Source organism: Rhizobium sp. WYJ-E13 (assembly GCF_018987265.1).
Lineage (GTDB): Bacteria > Pseudomonadota > Alphaproteobacteria > Rhizobiales > Rhizobiaceae > Rhizobium.
Genome location: NZ_CP076853.1, coordinates 287,408 through 307,245 on the forward strand (window position 1 = coordinate 287,408; position 19,838 = coordinate 307,245).

Below are 19,838 nucleotides of genomic sequence, written 5' to 3' on the forward strand. Positions count from 1 at the left end.
GGTAGCGGGTAAGCCATGTCGCTCACTTCAGCACTTAACACCGCGCAGAGCATATTCAACAATACGGGCGCGCAGAGCAGCATCGTATCGAACAATATCTCGAACGCCGGCAACAAGGACTATGTGCGCCGGCAGGCGATGCTCTCCACCTCGCTGGGTGGGGCTCAGGTGGTCAAGATCAGCCGCGCGCAGGAAGATGCACTGCTGAAACAGTATCTCAAGGCGGCCTCACAGGACAGCGCCCAGCAGACTCTGCTGGGCGGCCTTGAAGATCTGAAATCGATCATGGGCGGCAACGATAACGAAACGTCGCCAGAAACTGCTCTCCGCACCTTCCGCGACAAGCTTGGAACCTTCCGCGCTACCCCCGGCGATCTGATCGCCGCCCAGGGTGCGATCACGGCGGCACAGGATGTTGTGACGTCGCTGAACAATGCTTCCAAGGCAGTGCAGCAGCAGCGCGCCGATGCCGACAAGCAGATCAAGAACCAGGTCGACTCGCTGAACAGCCTGCTCAAGCAGTTCGAGACGGCCAACAATGCCGTCAAGAAGGCGACGGCCGGCAACGAAGATCCTTCGAGCGCTCTCGATGAGCGCGAAAAGGTTCTCAAGCAGATTTCCCAGATCGTTGGCGTGTCGACAGTACAGCGCCCCAACAACGATATGGCGCTCTACACTGCTGACGGCACGACCCTGTTCGAGACGATCCCGCGCGCGGTGAGCTTCGAGCCGACGCAGTCCTATGCGGCAAGCACAGTCGGCAACAAGGTCTATATCGACGGTGTCGCGGTCAATATGGGATCGGGTTCGACGACCAATGCGCAAGGCAGCATGGCCTCGCTCCTGCAGATCCGTGACGACATCGCGCCGACCTTCCAGAGCCAGCTCGATGAAGTCGCCCGTGGTCTGGTCAACCTCTATCAGGAAGACGGCAATCCCGGCCTCTTCGTCTGGACTCAGGCGAACGGCACTGCTGGCGGTGTTCCTCCTGCCGGTACGGTGATCGACGGCATTGCGGGGACGATTGCGATCAATGATCGTGTCGTTACCTCCAAGGGCGGGGATCCGATGCGGCTGCGCGACGGTAGCATCAATGCGGCCAGCACGCCTGCGAACCCGACGGGTTCGAGCGGTTATACTGCGGAACTCGATCGTCTTTATACGGCGATGGATTCAGGGATCGCGTTCGATCCGACGACGGGTCTCGACTCGAATGTCAGCATTCTGACCTATGCCACCAATTCCCTCGGCTGGCTTGAGCAGAACCGCAGCAACGCGACGACCGCAGCGGAAAACACTTCGGCGGCCGCAGCGCGAACCGATGAAGCTTATTCCAATGAAACGGGCGTCAACCTCGATGAGGAACTGACGCTCCTTCTCGACATAGAGCAGTCCTATAAGGCGGCGACCAAGATTTTGAATGCCGTTGACGAAATGTTGAAAGCACTGCTGGATATTGCGAGTTAAGCCATGAAGAGCTCATTTATTTCAAGTTCGGCCATCCAGAATGCCATGCGGTTGACGATCCGCCAGGCGCAGAACCAGATGACGAAGGCGACGATGGAAGCGACCACCGGCACCTACGCCGATATTGGTGTGTCGCTTGGCGGTTACGCAGCCAAGAGCATCGATTTTACGCGCGAAGTCGACCGGATCAAATCGATCAAGCTGAGCAACGCTCTCGTTGATGCTCGCATGGAATCGGCTCAAACCGGGCTCGATAAAATGAAGAAGGCGGGCGACAGCTTCCTGTCCAAGCTGACCGCTCTGCAGAGCAGCCATGATCCGGGCAGCATCACGGTCGCAATCCAGTCGGCCACGAGCGCGCTTTCCACGATGATGGATACGTCGAATTCCATGGTGAATGGCGAGTATCTCTTCGCCGGCATCAACACCGACATCCAGCCATTGACCGACAAGACGACGGCAACGTCTGCAGCGATCGTTACCGAGCTGAACGCCTATGCTGTGACTCTCGGCAAGCCGGTGAAGGAGATCACCAGCGATGAGATGAAGACCTTCATCGAGACCAAGGTCGAGCCGATGTTCAGCGAAGCGGCCTGGACGGACCCGACGACCGGCTGGTCCAAGGCGTCGAGCCAGAACATGACGAGCCGTATCAGCAATTCGGAAGTCGTTGAATCCTCGACCAGTGCCAATTCCGAAGGCATGCGTTACTTCGCTCTGGCGACGGTAGTGACCTCCGCGCTGATGGGCCAGGATCTCAGCACGGACGCGATGAGCGCGGTCTCTTCAAAGGCGATCACCTACACGACCAGAGCCACCACGGGTATCGTTACCCAGGCGAGCCAGCTCGGTCTGTCGCAGGAGCGTGTCGAGAAAGCGAACGACGCCCTCGATGCCCAGTCGAACATCATGCAGACCAAGCTCGTCGATATCCAGGGCGTCGATCCCTATGAGGCCTCGACCCTTGTCAAGACTTTGGAAACCCAGCTCGAAACCGCCTACACGATCGTATCGAAGATCCAGCAGTTGAGTCTCGTGAACTACCTTTGATGAGCAAAGGCGCGCAATATAAAGAAGGATGCATGAATGTATCAGTTCTCGTATGCCGAGGTCATGCAAGACTCGGTTGCCGACGCGAAAGAGCGGGAATGGCAGGTTCTCGAACGTTCGATCGAACTGCTTTCGGTGGCGCGCGACAAGGAGAAGTATACCCGGGAGGCTATTGAAGCTCTCTTCTATACACGCAGAGTGTGGATCAGCTTCGTTGAGGATTTGAAACATCCCGACAACCAGTTGGAAGTCGAGCTCAGAGCGAACCTCATCTCGATTGCGATCTGGATATTGAAGGAATGCGACAGAATTAGAAAACGTCAGTCGAATAACTACCAGGGCATCATCGACGTTACCACCATCATCAGGGATGGACTTAAATGAAAAGTACACTTCGCATTTCTCTGAAAGCCGGGGAAAGAATCTTCATCAACGGCGCTGTCCTGCGTGTCGACCGTAAGGTCGCACTGGAATTCCTGAATGATGTGACGTTCCTTCTCGAAAACCACGTGCTGCAGCCGGAAGGCGCGACTACGCCGCTTCGCCAGCTCTACTTCATTGCCCAGATGATCCTCATCAATCCCGAGGGCAAGGAACATTCGACGGCGATGTTCCGCAAGTCGATCACGATGCTGCTCACGTGCTTCAAGAACGAGGAAATCCTCGCCGAACTGAAGCGTATCGACGCACTCGTTTCGACCGGTCGCGCCTTTGACGCGCTGAAGGCGATCCGCGGTCTCTACGCGATCGAAGACAGCATTCTCAACAATCACGAGCTGCCCCCGACCATGGTCGAGCAGATTCGCAGGGAGATCGCACCATGGCGGTAGACGGAACCCAGAGCGTGGGCGGTGGCAGCAGCACGTATGGCTCGTCCAATACCGCGCAGCAGAAGGCGACGCTGAACTACGACAACTTCCTTCAGCTGCTGATCGCGCAGTTGAAGAATCAGGATCCGACCGATCCGATGGATGCCAGCGAGCAGATGTCGCAGCTTGCGAGCTTCTCGCAGGTCGAGCAGACGATCCAGACGAACTCGAAGCTCGACACGCTGTTGACGAGCTCCAGCCTGACCCAGGCGAGCGGTTATATCGGCAAATACATGGAAAGCGCCGACGGCAGCACCAAGGGTACGGTCGAATCTGTCAAGGTTTATTCCGACGGCCTCATTGCAACGCTGGACAATGGCGGTAAAATTCTTATCCAGCCGGGCATCTCCCTTGCCGATTCGGCGCCGACCAACACTTCGGGCGACGATAGCGGTTCGGATGATACCTGAAGTGACGACGGCGCCGACGTCGGGGCCTGGCGCTCTTGCGTTTGGATGATACCTGAAAAATACCAGTCCGGCTAAGGGCGGGCTGGCTGCTTTCAAGGCGATATGAGGTTGCCTGAGGATGAATGAAGCTGATGCACTCGACCTGTTCCAGGCTGCGATCTGGACCGTTCTCATTGCCGCGGGTCCTGCGGTCATTGCGGCAATGGTCGTCGGTCTCGTGATCGCGCTTATCCAGGCGCTCACCCAGGTTCAGGAGGCGACGCTCACCTTCGTCCCGAAGATCGTCGCCGTGCTGGTCACGATCGGTATTTCCGCCCCCTTCGTGGGCTCCCAGGTTTCCATTTTCACCAATCTGGTATTCTCGCGCATCCAGTCCGGCTTCTGAGCCAACTTCGCGCAAGCTTCGCCATTTAACTGTCGATCCGAACTGGGCGGATTCTGATGTCCGCCTCCTCTCATGAAGAGACGGGATCGCTATGGCGCAACCTCCTGCACTACCCCTTCCGAAAGTCGCTCCGAGCCTACGTGATGTCGGCTTTGCCATGGGCATCATCGGCATCATCTGCATCCTCTTCCTGCCGATCCCGCCGTTCCTGATCGATATGGGACTGGCATTCTCGATCGCCTTCTCGGTGCTGATCCTCATGGTCGCGCTGTGGATTCAGAAGCCTCTCGATTTCTCGTCCTTCCCAACCATCTTGCTGATCGCGACGATGACGCGACTGGCGCTGAACATCGCGACGACGCGCGTCATCCTTTCTCATGGCAACGAGGGGCATGATGCTGCAGGGGGCGTCATTGCCGGTTTTGCAAGCCTGGTCATGTCCGGTGACTTCGTTATCGGTCTGATCGTCTTCCTGATCCTCATCACCATCAACTTCATCGTCATCACCAAGGGTGCGACGCGTATCGCGGAAGTCGGCGCGCGTTTCACCTTGGACGCCATCCCCGGCAAGCAGATGTCTATCGATGCCGACCTCTCGGCCGGCATTATCGACGAGAAGGAAGCCCAGCGCCGCCGCAAGGAACTGGAAGAGGAAAGCTCCTTCTTCGGGGCCATGGACGGTGCGTCGAAATTCGTTCGCGGTGACGCGGTCGCAGGCCTTCTGATTACCGCCATCAACGTCTTTGGTGGCATCATTATCGGCTATTTCCGCCACGGCATGCCGATCGGCGAAGCGGCTGACGTTTTCGTCAAGCTGTCGGTCGGTGATGGTCTTGTCTCGCAGATGCCGGCTCTCATAGTCTCGCTCGCCGCCGGCCTTCTCGTTTCGCGCGGCGGCACCACCGGCTCCACCGACCAGGCGGTCGTCAATCAGCTGAGCGGCTATCCCCGCGCGCTCTCCGTCTCGGCCGTGCTGATGTTCGTCCTGGCCCTGATGCCGGGTCTGCCGTTTGTCCCCTTCGTGATCCTCGGCAGTCTTCTCGCCTTCGGCGCATGGTTCATCCCGCGTCAGGTCGAAGCGGAAAACAAGATCCGCCGCGAAGCCGAGGAAAAGAAGGTCGTCCAGACCAAGGAGCTCGAAAAGGATTCGGTCAAGTCGGTTCTCCGCACCTCTGAAATCGAGCTTGCTCTCGGCAAGATGGTTTCGACCCGTCTGCTTGGCGCCCATCAGGAACTCGCCTTCCGCGTCGGCAAGATGCGCAAGAAGTTTGCGACCCAGTACGGTTTCGTCGTGCCGGAAATCAAGGTGACGGACGATATCGGCATCCCCGAGAAGTCGTATCAGATCCGCATTCACGGCACGACGGTCGCCTCGAACCTGCTGCGTGTCGGCGAAGTCCTCGTCGTCACGGGGGCCGGTCGCAAGCCGAGCATTCCGGGTGACGAAATCCGCGAACCCGCTTTCGGCATGCCGGCAGTTTCGATCCTCGAAAACTTCGCCGAAGATTTGAAGCGCGAAGGCTTCCAGCCGATCGACAACGTCTCGGTTGTGCTGACGCATATGAGCGAGGTTATCAGAAACAACCTGCCGCAGCTTCTGTCCTACAAGGACGTGAAGATCCTGATCGATCGTCTCGACCCCGAATACAAGAAGCTCGCCGATGAGATCTGCTCGTCCCACATGTCCTATTCGGGCCTGCAGGCGGTGCTGAAGCTGCTTCTTGCGGAGCGCGTCTCGATCCGCAACCTGCACCTCATTCTGGAAGCGGTCGCCGAACTCGCCCCGCATGTCAGGAAGACGGAGCAGATCGTCGAGCACGTCCGCATCCGCATGGCTCAGCAGCTCTGCGGCGACCTTGCCGACAATGGCGTGCTGCGCGTGCTGCGGCTCGGCAGCAAGTGGGATCTGGCCTTCCATCAGGCTCTCAAGCGTGATGCCAAGGGCGAAGTCGTCGAATTCGACATCGATCCCCGCACGCTCGAAGAGTTCAGCGAGCAGGCGACGAAAGTTATCCGTGAATTCATGGACAGGGGCCTGCCTTTCGCCCTTGTCACCTCACCGGAAACACGTTCATATGTCCGCATGATCATCGAGCGACTCTTCGCAACGCTTCCCGTTCTCTCGCATGTGGAACTGGCCAAGGGCATCGAAATCAAGATCTTGGGCTCGATTTCATGATTTCAGACCCGCAAGGGACAGTTCTGGCGCTGTTTCTGGTTTTCTGCCGGATCGGTGGCTGTGTGCTGACCCTTCCGGGTTTCTCTTCCGCCCGTGTGCCGGAACAATTGCGCGTCTTCATCGCAGCCGGACTTTCGCTTGCGGTGCTGCCGGTTCTCTGGGACACGGTCTATCCTTCCGTTCACACCAGTTCCGGCACCTATATCGGCCTGATTTTCAGCGAATCGCTGATCGGTGTTATGTACGGCATGCTTGCCCGCCTCTATACGCTCGGGCTGCAATTTTCGGCCTCGATCGTGTCCATGATGGTCGGCTACACGCAGCCGAGCACGAGTGATATCGTCGAAGATTCGGCCGAAATCAGCCTGACGGCCTTCATCACCATGACCGGTCTGATGGTTCTCTTCATCATGGACTTCCATCACATCGTTTTCCGCGCGCTGATCGATTCCTATACGACCATGCCCTTCGGCGGCTTGATGCAGATGCGTTCCACGCTCATCACCTTCACTGATACGCTGGAGCAGACCACCTACATCATGCTGCGGCTGGCGAGCCCCTATCTGATTTACGGGCTGATCTTCAACATCTCGATCGGCTTCATCAACAAGCTCGCGCCGCAGATCCCGGTCTACTTCATCTCCACGCCCTATCTGCTGATGGGCGGTCTGTTCCTGCTCTACTTCTCCATCGCTGCCTTGATCAGCCAATTCGGCCAGTCATTCGCCGGCATATTCGTGGGGAGGTGAGGGGCGGTGATCGAGAAGAAGCGCTCCGACAAGCTCAAGCGCCTGGTCGCGGTGCAGAGGCATCTTGAAAAGATGGCCGAATACGATCTCGCCGAAACCAGCCGTCAGCGTGCTGAAGTCAATGCAGCCATGGATGTCGCCATTCTTGCGCTCGGCTCGCTGGACCCGATCCATCGTGCTTTTTCGCAGAGTTATGCCGACCGATTCGGCCGGCTGAGCATCAAGGACCAGCAGTTGACCGGCATGCAGCAGGTGCATGAAATGCGCCTGACGCGCGAGCGCGCCAAAGGTGACCGGCTGGAAGAAAACATGCTCGATGCCCTCCAGGCCGAGCGTCGCGAGGCAGATGACAATGCCGTCTACGACGTAATCGATCAGCAATTCGCAACGCCAGCCTCCAGCAAGCTTCAAAAATAATAATCGCCACGATCTTACATTAGAGGATTGTAACGTGGCTATTTCACCCCCCAGCGATCTGGTGATGGACGTCGTGAAGGCTGCCGACCCCATGGAGGTTCAGGCTGCCCAGGAAAAGCTGAAGGCCAACCGCGCGGCCTTTGCTGCGACAAGCCTGGCCGACAGCGGTAACGGCTTTTCTTCCGCAGTCGACATTCTCGACCACGTCAAGCAGAAGACTGGCCTGCACAATATCCAGAACCGTACCAAGACCGAGGACGTGCCGGAAACCTACCGGAAGTTCGAGGCTATGGTTCTGCAGAACTTTGTGAAGTCCATGCTGCCGAGCGATGCCGAGAATGTTTTCGGCAAGGGCGCGACGGGTGACATCTGGAAGGGCATGATGGCCGAGCAGCTCGGCAACGTCATGGCCAAGGGCGATGGGATCGGCATTGCCAAGCAGATGTACTCCGAGCAGTTGCGTCGCCAGGAAGGCAAGATCGTCAACGCCTCCACGGATGAAGACGACCGCAAGGCGGCCATCAGCATGATCGACGAATTTCAGCGCAAGACCTTCGGCACTCCGACCGCCGACAATAAGTCCGCAACAAGCGACGCATAATCGAGGATAAAATGGAAATAGTTTCGAACGAATACAGGATCAAATCCGTTCTCGGGCGCCTCGAAATGATAATCGACAACGAGAACAATCGGATCGGCAGCGATCCACAGTTCGATCTCAAGGTCTCCAATGCGCATAAGAGCCGGTGCCTGTATGAGCTCTCGATGCTCTTTCGCGATACCGATCCGGCTGAACTTGCCGCTTCGCATCTGGACCAGCTTCACGGTCTCAAGAAGAAGCTCGTGCTGAACGCCCGTCGCGTCGAAGCGCATCTGGAGGCGGTTCGCGCCGTTGCCGATCTTCTGAAGAATGCCGTGCAGGATGCTGACGCCGATGGCACCTATTCCCAGGAACAGTTCGTCGCGCGGGACGCCTGATGATCAAGCTCGTCCTCACAGGTGTTTGGGTCTGCGCCGTCACGCTGGCATCGGTCTATTTCTCGGTGAACATGGCGACCGCGCCGGCGCCGGCTGTTGCGGATACTAAACAAAGCGCACTCGAGCTGGTGAAGGGCGAGACGATCACCGTACCTGTTATCGGCAACGGTGCGGTCAACGGTTATTTTCTCGGCCGCATCTCCTTCATGATGCACAAGGACATGATCGCGGGCCTCAATCTGCCGATCATGGAGATGACGACCGACGAACTCTTCAGCCTGCTCGTCGGCAACAAGATGATCGATGTTTCCAACATCAAGGCCTTCGATCCCGCTGCTTTCCGCCAGGAGATCAAGAAGGGCATGAACGAGCGTCTCGGCGGCGAATATGTTGCCGAAGTCATGCTGGAACAGCTTGACTACCTCCCGAAGGAAGATGTGAAGGAGAACTCCGGCGGCAAACCGGCAAAGGTCGGCGCGCCGGTCAAGATCGTCGAGACCGCGCCGGCTTCCGAAACGCCGGCTCCGTCCTCTGCTCACTGATTACCATCTGCTGTCATTTGAAAACGGCGCCGAAAGGCGCCTTTTTTGCGTTCTCGCCTTGGTTAACAAACCACTTATGCGAGCATGAAAATCCGCCCCTTTTTCCTAAGGGTTGTTTGAAACCGAACTGATACAAACACGGCACAAGCTTGGTAAGATACCGCCACGGGTTGGAGGAGGTCGTTCCAGGCAGGACGCTGCTGGTCTTTACAAGACCTCCGCTGCGGAAATGTGGGCTTATTTTCCGGGATGTCGGGCGCATGGCGCACCCTCGGCAGGAGGTAGGAATGAATCTGATTGCAAACTTCGCGGTGCTTGCATCGCGGCGGACGATTTTCGATCTGCCGGTCTGCGATCTCGGCTGGGACGATGCGCTGGTTTTCATCAACGAACTGGCTTCCATTCCCGTCGGGCAGACCGTGGTTTGCTTCGTCAACGCCCACAACATGCTGACGGCCCTGCGCGACGATGAGTACCATCAGATCATGTCGCACAATCTCGTGCTGCCTGATGGCATCGGTCTCAATATCGCATCCCAGGTCACGCATGGTTCGCCGTTTCCCGCCAATCTGAACGGCACCGATTTCGTGCCGGCCCTCCTGACGTTCATGGAAACGCCGCGTCGGATCGGCCTCATCGGTGGCACACGGGCGGTTGTCGAGAAGGCGGCCGAGAACTTTTCCAGGCACGCGCCGTGGCACGAGTTCTTCGTGATCTCCGATGGCTTCTTCGACAAGGCCAATCCAGAAGCCGTTACCGACGAGGTGGAGCGCCAGAAACTCGATATCCTGATCGTCGGCATGGGCACGCCGCTGCAGGAAAAATGGGTTTACCAGAATATCCGCGCGGATCATGCGCGGCTCGTTCTGACGGTCGGTGCACTTTTCGATTTCGTCTCGGGCACTTTGTCACGCGCACCGAAGACGGTGCGCATGATGCGTCTGGAATGGGCCTATCGGCTAGTTCAGGAGCCGGCGCGCCTCTGGCGCCGCTATATCATCGGTATTCCGGTCTTCCTCTTCCGCGTGTTCCAGTATCGCTTCAGCCGCCATGCGCGGATTCTTGGTCAGCCGGATGAACCGGCGGCTGCGGCGCACGCTGCGGGCGAACCGAAGAGAATCGAGCAGACGAAAAAAGCCGGTTGATTACAGATTTCTGCAGGCTCCGGTTAACCATTTCTTTGCCATGTATATTTAGAGTAGCTTAATCATCCGCGTCGGCGCGGTTGAACGAACTCGGCCATCATGCGCGTGAGATGTGACGCCAATGCACGATTCCAGGGCGAAAAACAGTTTCCATGATCGCGCAACCACCTCGTCGCGCGGCCAGCGGCAAAGTCATGCCGAAAAGAGCCCTCCGCCCGGAAAAAGCCCTCCGCCGGAGATGCGCCCTTCCGAGGCCGAACTGTTGCGCGCCATAGGCCGGCTGCTCGACGAACAGCGTGCGAAAACGCGGCTGACTGAACCGCTGGTGGACCGGATCGAGACGATCCTCGGCTCGCGTCTGCAGGCTGCAAACGATATCGCCGCCGCGCCCGCTCCTGAACCCTCTCGCCCTGCGCCGGAGCCAACGACGCAATTCGCCCGGGTTCGCGAAGTCGCTCCCGTTGAAAAAGCGTCCATTTCGACGGTTTCGCGCGAAGTTCGGCTCCCGAACTGGATCAGAAGCGCTCTCATAGTGGCTGTCCTCTCGTTCGGCGGTGCTGCCGCCCCCATCCTGACCCCATCCTCACCAGCGCTTTACACCGCAGAGGCGACACTTGCCGTGGATGCAGACGCAGGCAACCGGACCGCCCTGGTTGGCGATACCGTCAAGAGGCTCTCATCGGTACCTGTCATCGCCTCTGCCGTTGCGGCACTGAAGCTGGACCGCGATCCGGAATTTGCCGGCAGCAGCGCCGATGCGCTTGGTGTTGCCTTCGATCTTCTCTCCGGCAATGGTGCAGCCGCCGATCCGGCATCGCGCGCAGAGGCCGCGCTGAAATCTGCCGTGGCGGTTATTCCCGACGACCGCACCGGCACGATCCGTCTGATGGTAACGACGGGCGATGCCGACAAGTCGACGCGTATCGCCATGCGGTTGTCCGATACCGTGACCGGCGGCAGCGCCGCAGGCAAGGCGGCCGAGACGGCCACCGCCCTGAGGAAGGAAAATGATCAGGCTCAGGCAGAGCTCACGGCCTTCAGTCAGAAAAACGGCGAGGGCAACGTCAAGGTTGCGACGCAACTGCAGCGCCAGATCACCGGGCTCGATGCCGATCTGAAGAATGCCGACGACAATATCCTGACCGCCAAGGAGCAGGCCGACAGACTGAAGGCCGCCAAGCTCGCGGACGTGCTGGACGGCTCGCTCGCTCCAGATATGATCTCGCCCGCCCTGCAGGATCTGCGTGACAGATACTTAATCGCCAAGACCGCATTGGGACAGCTCTCGGCAGACCTGGGCCCACGCCATCCGCGCCTGCTCCAACAGCAGTCCGAGGTCGATGGTCTGAAGGATAACATCGGCAAGGAGCTGGCACGCCTCGCCCAGAACGCATATACAGCAGCCAAGACTGCCGTCGATGCGCGCAAGCAGATTAGCGATCGTCGCAACGCGCTGATTGCCCAGAGCCGTGATACCGGCGTCGATCTCGCCAAGCTGACCGAACTGCGGGAAAAAGCGTCTGCCGCCCGCTCGCGCCTGGAAGAGGAGGTCTCCACGACAGGTGCCATCGGCGATGGCCGAGTCACGGTTCGCAAACCCGCCCTTGCGCTGCCGGCTTCTGGCGACGACGGTTTCGGTATCCATTCGCTGATTGGTGGCCTTGCCGGTTTGGCGGTGGGCCTCGGCCTCACTTACTTGCCGCGTCTCCTCCGCCGGCAGCCCGAACAGGCGCCGCTCCAAGTTTCCATCCAAGCTCCAATCCTCGCCCCTGTGCCCGAACTTGTGCAGGGTCCAGAGCGGGCGCCGCTCCCGCAGGCAGTTGACGAAGTTGATGTGCTGCGCTCGCAGATCGCCAGCTTGCGCGAACGCTTTCACGCTCACCAGACCTCACGGTAAGCGAACGTCCCGACCGCAGATTGCCCTTGCATTTGCCGTTTTTAAACGGGATAGGGCGTTATCGGGAAATCATTCCCGCCGCGGGCGAATAGACTGGCGCGAAATTGGGCGGAGAAGACGCGTGACGACAGTAATCGACGGCAAGCAGGTTGCCGCTTCCGTAATCGAAACCGTGAAATCGGCAAACACTGCGCTGGAAGCCGCCAAAGGCATCCAGACGGGGCTTGCCGTCATCATCGTCGGTGATGATCCGGCGAGCCACACCTATGTCAGCTCCAAGAGCCGCATGGCCAAGGAATGCGGCTTCAAGTCCGTCCAGCACACGCTGCCAGCTGAGACCAGCCAGGAGGAGCTTGCCGCCCTTGTCGCGTCGCTTAATGCCGATCCCTCGATCCATGGCATTCTCGTGCAGCTGCCGTTGCCGAAACATCTCGACAGCGAGCCGATCATCCAGTCGATCCTGCCGCAAAAGGATGTCGACGGCTTGAGCGTCGTCAACGCCGGCAAGCTTGCGACCGGCGATCTGAAGACCGGCCTCGTCTCCTGCACGCCGGCCGGCGCCATGGTGTTCGTGCGCCGCACCCATGGCGAGGACCTATCGGGCCTCAACGCTGTCGTCATCGGTCGCTCCAACCTGTTCGGCAAGCCGATGGCGCAGCTTCTGCTCAATGCCAATGCGACGGTCACCATCGCCCATTCGCGCACGAAGAACCTGGCCGACATCTGCCGCAATGCCGATATTCTGGTGGCCGCCGTCGGCCGCCCGGAAATGGTCAAGGCCGACTGGGTCAAGCCCGGCGCCACCGTCGTCGACGTCGGCATCAACCGCATCGCGGCCCCCGAACGCGGCGAGGGCAAGACCCGCCTCGTCGGCGATGTCGCCTTTGCCGAGGTCGCCCCGGTTGCCGCCGTCATCACCCCGGTGCCGGGTGGCGTCGGCCCGATGACGATCGCCATGCTGATGGCCAATACGGTGATTGCCGCCCATCGCTCGGCAGGACTGACGCCGCCGGCATTCTGATCAGCTTTGCGGGGCAGGGCCTGTCGAGGCCCTGACGATCAGCTCCGTCTTCCAGAGTTCCTGCTCCGGGAAGGGGCCAGCCTGCTTGACCGTGCCGATGAGCCGTTGCGCAATACGCACGCCCGCAGCGCGCAGTGACGACCGGGTGGTTGTCAGCGGCACCGAGAAGTTTTCGGGCTTCAACAGCGGCAGCACGTCGTCGTGGGCGATCAGCGAGATATCCTCACCAAGTTTTAGTCCGGCCTGATTGACGGCCCGGATCGCGCCAAGCGCAAGCACCGTACTTGAGCATAGAACTGCGGTCGGCCGCTCGGCAAGCTGCAGGAAACGCTCCATGGCGATCAGCCCTTCTTCATCCGACATCACAGTATGACTCGTACAGTCTTCCGTAAGCTCCAGCCCGCGTTCGCCAAGTGCGCCAATGAGGCCGTTCCTGCGGCGAATGGCGAAATCGAGATGCGCCGGCCCGTTCATCAGCGCAAAACGCGTGTGGCCGAGCTGCAGGAGAAGCCGCGCCGCATCGTAGAAAGCGGCCTCGTTGTCGATATCGAGATAAGGATAGTCGGGCTCGGTACCGAAGGAACGTCCATGCACCACGAAGGGCATGGAGAGCGATTTCAGCATGGCGAGACGCGGGTCGTGGCCGCGCATATAGGCTACGAAGAGTGCATCCACATTGCCGCTGATCGCGAGGCGCCGCAGTGCTGCGACCTCATCGTCCGGGTCCGCCGGCATGATGACGAAGTGAAAGTCATGGCGCACCGCTTCCTCGCCGAGGCCTGTCAGGAACTCGCCGAAATGCACGTCCGACTGATGGCCGGGCGCGGTCGGCATGACGAGGCCGATCGACCCGGCTTTGCCAGTCGCCAGCCGCTGGGCTGCCTTATTCGGCCGGTATCCTGTTTCCTTGACTGCCCGGAGCACGCGTTCCCGGGTCGCCTCGTTGACCTCAGGATAACCGTTGAGCGCGCGGCTCACAGTCGTCTGCGAAAGCCCCAGCAATTCCGATAGCTGTTTGAGATTCACCTGCTATGCTTCCTCCCGGCCTGCCCTGTGGCCGTCAAATAATGGCCGCCGCCTCCCAATAGCTCCCAAAGCGCTTTAAAGTATGTAGCATCTGCTGCGCTTGACTCAAGAAAAATCGCTCCATATTCCCCAGCAAGCCTTGCTGCAACGCGATATCGGGCCCGTATTCCAGCCGTTCTCGTGAAATGGCTTGACTTCATTCCACCGAAAGTGAATGAGTTGCGTTGTCAAAGCGCTTTGAGATTTCCTTTGAATGAAATTCTGCGCTATCGGATTGTGATGGGAGGTTGATCACATGAAAAAGTCATTCTTGATGGGTGTTACAGTTGCTGCGCTTTTTGCCGGCGCTGCGTCGGCCGCGGATCTGAAATTCCCGCCCGGCCAGGATTCTAAGTTCAACTGGAAGAGCTATGATGACTTCAAGTCTGCCCATGCCGACCTGAAGGGACAGCAGCTGACGATCTTCGGTCCCTGGCGCGGCGAAGACGAAGCCTTCTTCCAGAGCATTCTCGCCTACTTCGTCGAGGCCACCGGCGTCGACGCCAAGTATTCCTCCTCTGAAAATTACGAGCAGCAGATCGTCATCGATACACAGGCAGGCTCCCCGCCGAATATCGCCATCCTGCCGCAGCCCGGTCTGCTGGCCGATCTCGCCAGCAAAGGTTATCTGACGCCGCTTGGCGACGATACCTCCAAGTGGGTCAAGGACAACTACGGCGCCGGCGACAGCTGGGTTGGTTACGGCACCTACAAGGGCAAGGACGGCAAGGACGCCTTCTTCGCTTTCCCTTACAAGGCCGACGTGAAGTCGCTCGTCTGGTATGTTCCTGAAAACTTCGAGGAAGCAGGCTACAAGATCCCGACATCAATGGAAGAATTGCACGCCCTGACCGACCAGATCGTCAAGGATGGCGGCGTTCCGTGGTGCATCGGCCTCGGTTCCGGCGGCGCGACCGGCTGGCCGGCAACCGACTGGGTCGAAGATATCATGTTGCGCATGCAGAAGCCTGATGTCTACGACAAGTGGACCACCAATGAAGTGAAGTTCACCGATCCGGCCGTCGTTGCTGCGATCGACGAATTCGGCAAGTTCGCCAAGAACGAAAAGTATGTTGATGGCGGTGTTGCAGCCGTTGCTTCGACCGACTTCCGCGACAGCCCGAAGGGTCTCTTCGCCGTTCCGCCGAAGTGCTACCTGCACCACCAGGCTTCGTTCATCCCGTCCTTCTTCCCTGAAGGCACAAAGCTCGGCGCCGATGCAGACTTCTTCTACATGCCGACCTATGCCGCACATGCCGATCTCGGCAAGCCGGTTCTGGGTGCCGGTACGCTTGTCACCATCGCCAAGGATTCTCCGACGGCCCGCGCCTTCATCGACTTCCTGAAGACGCCGGTTGCTCATGAACTCTGGATGGCGCAGTCGAGCTTCCTGACCCCCTATAAGGGCGTCAACGTCGATGCTTACGCCAACGAACAGATGAAGAAGGAAGGCGAGATCCTGACCTCGGCCACCACCTTCCGCTTCGACGGTTCGGACCTGATGCCCGGCAAGATTGGCGCCGGCGCCTTTTGGACCGGCATGGTCGATTTCGTCGGCGGCAAGTCCGCTCAGGACGCCGCAGCCGAAATCCAGAGCGCCTGGGACGGCATCAAGTAATCTCCTGACACTTCATGCCGCCGGGCAGCCGGCGGCATCACCTGAATCAGCGGCCGGGTTCCAGAGGGGGAGTCCGGTCGAGCCGGATCCTGTGGTCAAACACACAAGCTCTATTGACGATATCCGGCGTTAACCCTTCAAAATAAGACAGGGAAGCAGGGGAGGGACGAAATGCTGTCGCAGATAGTGTCCGCTTTGGGCGTCGTGGTCGCCGCCGTTTTTGCATGCTCGGCCTATTTCTTTTTCTCGAACAAGATCCTCGATCTCGCTTTGCCGGTGAAGGACGGTGATATCCGTCAGGCCTCGCGCAATCTGAACCGGCGCGCGATGATCCGCCCCTGGCTGTTTCTCTTCCCGGCGCTCTTCCTGCTGATCGTCTACCTCGTCTATCCTGTTGTCGCGACCTTCATTCTGTCCTTCTACGACCGGTCGGGCAACGAGTTCGTCGGCGCCCAGAACTACCTGTGGGCCTTGAATGACCGCGAATTCCGCCAGTCGATCTTCAACAACATTCTCTGGTTAGCCGTCGTGCCCGCCTGCTGCACCTTCTTCGGCCTCGTCATCGCCGTCATGACCGACCGCATCTGGTGGGGCAATATCGCCAAGAGCATCGTCTTCATGCCGATGGCGATCTCCTTCGTCGGTGCTTCCGTCATCTGGAAGTTCATCTATGAGTATCGTGGCGGCAACGATGTGCAGATCGGCCTTCTGAACGCTATCGTCCAGACATTCGGCGGCACGCCGGAGGTCTGGATCTCCGTTCCCTTCTGGAACAATTTCTTCCTGATGGTGATCCTGGTCTGGATCCAGACCGGCTTTGCCATGGTCATCCTCTCGGCCGCCCTGCGCGGCATCCCGGAAGAGACGATCGAGGCGGCTGTCATCGACGGCGCCAATGGTTGGCAGATCTTCTGGCGCATCATGGTGCCGCAGATCTGGGGCACGATCGCCGTCGTCTGGACGACGATCACCATCCTTGTCCTCAAGGTCTTCGATATCGTGCTCACCATGACCAACGGTCAGTGGCAGACCATGGTGCTGGCGAACCTGATGTTCAACTGGCTGTTCCGCGGCGGCGGCGATTCCGGCCGAAGCGCTGTTATCGCCATCATCATCATGCTCGCCGTCACGCCGATCATGGTGTGGAACGTGCGCCGTGCCAATGCCGAACTGAGGGGACGCTGAGATGACGACAGCCACGCGCTACTTCAAGATCGGACCCGCCCGTCTTTTCGTCCACTTCTGTGTTCTCGTCATTGTCATCGTCTGGCTTGTGCCCACACTCGGCATCTTCGTCAGCGCGCTCCGCGACAGGGACCAGATCACCGTTTCCGGCTGGTGGACCGCCTTTGCCGGCTCCACGCAGACGGTCGCCGCACGCCTCGGCACGCCCGACCAGCAGAAGCAGGAAGGCGATATCTTCGTTATCACGGGCAATGTGCTGGCAGACCAGCCGGGCCGCTCGGTCAAGGCCTTCGGCATACGCGTGCAACAGCCTTCGGCCTTCGAGGCCGGTCAGACCGCCGATCTCGGTGACGGCGCAAGCCTGGTCATCAACAGCGACGGCAGCTACCGTTACATGAAGAACGTCGCCTTCGCGCCCGACGAACGCCCGCGTCGCATCTATGTCGCGGCATCGGCTCCACCGGAATTCACACTGGCGAACTATAAAACCGTTCTGACGAGCGAAGGCATCGGTCAGTCCTTCATCAATTCGCTGACGGTGACCATTCCGGCGACCATTATCCCGATCCTGATCGCCGCCTTCGCAGCCTATGCGCTGAGCTGGATGGAGTTTCCGGGCCGCGCGCTGCTGATCGCACTCGTCGTCGGCCTCATCGTCGTGCCTCTGCAGATGTCGCTCATCCCGCTGCTGCGCCTCTATAACGAGATCGGTACAGCGATCGGCCAGCCGTCGAAGACCTATCCCGGCATCTGGCTGGCACATACGGCTTTCGGCATGCCGCTCGCCATCTATCTGCTCCGGGCCTATATTGCCGGCCTGCCCAAGGAGATCATCGAATCCGCCCGCGTCGATGGCGCCAGCGACTTCGAGATCTTCACTCGCATCGTATTGCCTCTGTCCTTCCCCGCGCTCGCCTCCTTCGCGATCTTCCAGTTCCTGTGGGTGTGGAACGACCTGCTCGTCGCCATGGTCTTCCTCGGCACCGACAAGGATCACCTCGTGCTGACGGGAGCGCTGAATGCGCTGCTCGGTTCGCGCGGCGGCAACTGGGAAATCCTGACGGCGTCGGCCTTCGTTACCATCATCATACCGCTGCTCGTCTTCTTCGGACTGCAGCGCTATCTGGTGCGCGGCCTGCTGGCGGGATCGGTCAAGGGAGGCTGATCAATCCCAAGACGTAGTTTCAAACAGGATATTCCATGAGTGTGGCTTCCCAATCCATTCTGACCGCCGACAAGGACTGGTGGCGCGGCGCGGTGATCTATCAGATCTATCCGCGCTCCTACCAGGATTCGAACGGCGACGGCATCGGCGACCTCAAGGGCATCACCGCCCGCCTGCCGCATATCGCAAGCCTCGGGGCCGACGCCATCTGGATTTCGCCCTTCTTCACCTCGCCGATGCGCGATTTCGGCTATGACGTTTCGGACTACGAAAACGTCGATGCGATCTTCGGCACGCTTGTCGATTTCGACACGCTGATTGCTGAAGCCCATCGCCTGGGTATTCGCGTGATGATCGACCTTGTCATCTCGCACTCGTCCGATCAGCATCCGTGGTTTGTCGAAAGCCGCTCAAGCAAGACCAATGCCAAGGCCGATTGGTATGTCTGGGCCGACGCCAAGCCGGATGGTACGCCGCCGAACAACTGGCTGTCGATCTTCGGCGGCTCCGCATGGGCGTGGGATCCGACGCGCATGCAGTATTACATGCACAACTTCCTGACCTCGCAGCCGGACATGAACCTGCACAATCCGGAAGTGCAGGATCGCCTGCTCGATGTCGTCCGTTTCTGGCTGAAGCGCGGCGTCGACGGCTTCCGCCTCGATACGATCAACTTCTATTTTCACGACAAGCTCTTGCGCGACAATCCGGCGCTCGCTCCGGAACGCCGCAATGCATCGACGGCTCCGGCCGTGAACCCCTATAACTTCCAGGAGCATCTCTACGATAAGAACCGCCCTGAAAACCTCGAATTCCTGAAGCGCTTCCGCGCGGTTTTGGAAGAGTTCCCGGCCATTGCCGCCGTCGGCGAAGTGGGTGACAGCCAGCGTGGTCTGGAAATCGTCGGCGAATATACGTCCGGCAATGACAAGATGCACATGTGCTACGCCTTCGAATTCCTGGCGCCCGATCCGCTTTCGCCGGAGCGCGTCGAGGAAGTCATGAAGGATTTCGGTGCGGCGGCTCCCGATGGCTGGGCCTGCTGGGCCTTCTCGAATCATGACGTCATGCGCCATGTCAGCCGCTGGGGTTCGCTGGTCGCCGATCACGATTCCTTTGCCAAGCTCTATGCCTCGCTGCTGATGACGTTGCGCGGTTCTGTCTGCCTCTATCAGGGTGAGGAACTCGCCCTCACCGAAGCCGATCTCGCCTATCAGGACCTGCAGGATCCCTACGGCATCCAGTTCTGGCCGGAATTCAAGGGACGTGATGGTTGCCGCACGCCCATGGTCTGGGACAGCCAGGTCGCCCAGGGCGGTTTCTCGACGGTGAAGCCCTGGCTGCCGGTGCCGGTCGAGCACATCCTGCGCGCCGTCAGCGTTCAGCAGGGCGACGAGAACTCGGTGCTGGAGCACTACCGCCGCTTTATCGCCTTCCGCAAGCAGCACCCGGCTTTCGCCAAGGGCGAGATCGAGTTCGAGGATCCGCAGGGCGACGCGCTGGTCTTCACCCGCGAATACGGCAACGAGACGTTGCTCTGCATCTTCAACATGGGGCCGACGGAAACCAATGTGACGCTGCCGGCGGGCGAGTGGCAGGCTTTGACGGGGCACGGCTTTAACAGCAACAATTACGGCGACAAGATCGATATTCCGGCCTGGGGGGCGTATTTCGCCCGCCTCGCTTAAGGATCAGG

At 59.3% G+C, this 19,838-nt stretch carries 20 protein-coding genes; 19 read left to right on the forward strand and 1 reads right to left on the reverse strand.

The genetic code is table 11. The annotated features are described in order from the left end of the window. Positions 1–15: 15 nt before the first annotated feature. From flgK to folD, 15 genes are all read left to right on the forward strand, one after another. Positions 16–1,467, forward strand: a complete 1,452-nt coding sequence (flgK, locus tag KQ933_RS01430; protein ID WP_216757045.1) for a flagellar hook-associated protein FlgK — start codon at positions 16–18, stop codon at positions 1,465–1,467. A 3-nt stretch (positions 1,468–1,470) separates the two neighbouring features. Beyond that, complete coding sequence (locus KQ933_RS01435; protein ID WP_216757046.1) at positions 1,471–2,517, forward strand: flagellar hook-associated family protein; 1,047 nt, start codon at positions 1,471–1,473, stop codon at positions 2,515–2,517. A gap of 36 nt (positions 2,518–2,553) precedes the next feature. Beyond that, complete coding sequence (gene flaF / locus KQ933_RS01440) at positions 2,554–2,901, forward strand: flagellar biosynthesis regulator FlaF (RefSeq protein ID WP_216757047.1); 348 nt, start codon at positions 2,554–2,556, stop codon at positions 2,899–2,901. Continuing rightward, positions 2,898–3,347, forward strand: coding sequence for a flagellar biosynthesis repressor FlbT (gene flbT, locus KQ933_RS01445; protein ID WP_132652630.1), 450 nt, complete (start codon positions 2,898–2,900; stop codon positions 3,345–3,347). The genes flaF and flbT overlap by 4 nt, the downstream gene beginning before the upstream one ends. Continuing rightward, complete coding sequence (flgD, locus tag KQ933_RS01450) at positions 3,338–3,796, forward strand: flagellar hook assembly protein FlgD (protein WP_216757048.1); 459 nt, start codon at positions 3,338–3,340, stop codon at positions 3,794–3,796. The genes flbT and flgD overlap by 10 nt, the downstream gene beginning before the upstream one ends. A 118-nt stretch (positions 3,797–3,914) precedes the next feature. After that, positions 3,915–4,181, forward strand: coding sequence for a flagellar biosynthesis protein FliQ (fliQ, locus tag KQ933_RS01455; RefSeq protein ID WP_183801896.1), 267 nt, complete (start codon positions 3,915–3,917; stop codon positions 4,179–4,181). Between the two features lie 91 nt (positions 4,182–4,272). After that, entirely contained in the window at positions 4,273–6,360 is a 2,088-nt protein-coding gene (gene flhA, locus KQ933_RS01460; protein WP_216757049.1) for a flagellar biosynthesis protein FlhA, read from the forward strand. Then, on the forward strand, positions 6,357–7,109 hold the full coding sequence (locus KQ933_RS01465) for a flagellar biosynthetic protein FliR (RefSeq protein WP_216757050.1): 753 nt from the start codon (positions 6,357–6,359) through the stop codon (positions 7,107–7,109). Before flhA ends, KQ933_RS01465 begins: the two co-directional genes overlap by 4 nt. 6 nt (positions 7,110–7,115) lie before the next feature. Next, positions 7,116–7,526 (forward strand): hypothetical protein, encoded by a 411-nt coding sequence (locus KQ933_RS01470; protein WP_183728627.1) that lies wholly within the window; start codon positions 7,116–7,118, stop codon positions 7,524–7,526. 34 nt (positions 7,527–7,560) lie between these two features. Then, complete coding sequence (locus tag KQ933_RS01475; protein ID WP_216757051.1) at positions 7,561–8,127, forward strand: rod-binding protein; 567 nt, start codon at positions 7,561–7,563, stop codon at positions 8,125–8,127. Positions 8,128–8,138: 11 nt separating this feature from the next. After that, positions 8,139–8,504: a hypothetical protein gene (locus KQ933_RS01480; protein WP_216757052.1), complete on the forward strand. Its 366-nt coding sequence runs from the start codon at positions 8,139–8,141 to the stop codon at positions 8,502–8,504. Continuing rightward, the gene (locus KQ933_RS01485) at positions 8,504–9,046 is read left to right on the forward strand and encodes a hypothetical protein (RefSeq protein WP_216757053.1); all 543 of its coding nucleotides are present in this window, start codon (positions 8,504–8,506) and stop codon (positions 9,044–9,046) included. Before KQ933_RS01480 ends, KQ933_RS01485 begins: the two co-directional genes overlap by 1 nt. Before the next feature lie 287 nt (positions 9,047–9,333). Beyond that, positions 9,334–10,191: a WecB/TagA/CpsF family glycosyltransferase gene (locus KQ933_RS01490; RefSeq protein WP_216757054.1), complete on the forward strand. Its 858-nt coding sequence runs from the start codon at positions 9,334–9,336 to the stop codon at positions 10,189–10,191. 121 nt (positions 10,192–10,312) lie between these two features. Next, entirely contained in the window at positions 10,313–12,088 is a 1,776-nt protein-coding gene (locus KQ933_RS01495; protein WP_216757055.1) for a succinoglycan biosynthesis protein exop, read from the forward strand. 121 nt (positions 12,089–12,209) lie between these two features. After that, positions 12,210–13,109 (forward strand): bifunctional methylenetetrahydrofolate dehydrogenase/methenyltetrahydrofolate cyclohydrolase FolD, encoded by a 900-nt coding sequence (folD, locus tag KQ933_RS01500; RefSeq protein ID WP_216757056.1) that lies wholly within the window; start codon positions 12,210–12,212, stop codon positions 13,107–13,109. Here the strand turns inward: folD and KQ933_RS01505 are convergent, their stop codons facing one another. Next, positions 13,110–14,135: a LacI family DNA-binding transcriptional regulator gene (locus tag KQ933_RS01505; RefSeq protein ID WP_216757057.1), complete on the reverse strand. Its 1,026-nt coding sequence runs from the start codon at positions 14,133–14,135 to the stop codon at positions 13,110–13,112. Between the two features lie 295 nt (positions 14,136–14,430). Between KQ933_RS01505 and KQ933_RS01510 the strand changes: the two genes are divergently transcribed. The 4 genes from KQ933_RS01510 (at position 14,431) to KQ933_RS01525 (ending at position 19,830) form a co-directional block, all read left to right on the forward strand. Then, positions 14,431–15,792, forward strand: coding sequence for an ABC transporter substrate-binding protein (locus tag KQ933_RS01510; protein ID WP_216757058.1), 1,362 nt, complete (start codon positions 14,431–14,433; stop codon positions 15,790–15,792). Positions 15,793–15,963: 171 nt separating this feature from the next. Then, positions 15,964–16,977: a carbohydrate ABC transporter permease gene (locus KQ933_RS01515; protein ID WP_216757059.1), complete on the forward strand. Its 1,014-nt coding sequence runs from the start codon at positions 15,964–15,966 to the stop codon at positions 16,975–16,977. A gap of 1 nt (position 16,978) precedes the next feature. Continuing rightward, positions 16,979–18,142 (forward strand): carbohydrate ABC transporter permease, encoded by a 1,164-nt coding sequence (locus tag KQ933_RS01520; protein ID WP_216757060.1) that lies wholly within the window; start codon positions 16,979–16,981, stop codon positions 18,140–18,142. 35 nt (positions 18,143–18,177) lie between these two features. Then, on the forward strand, positions 18,178–19,830 hold the full coding sequence (locus KQ933_RS01525; RefSeq protein ID WP_216757061.1) for an alpha-glucosidase: 1,653 nt from the start codon (positions 18,178–18,180) through the stop codon (positions 19,828–19,830). Positions 19,831–19,838: the final 8 nt, after the last annotated feature.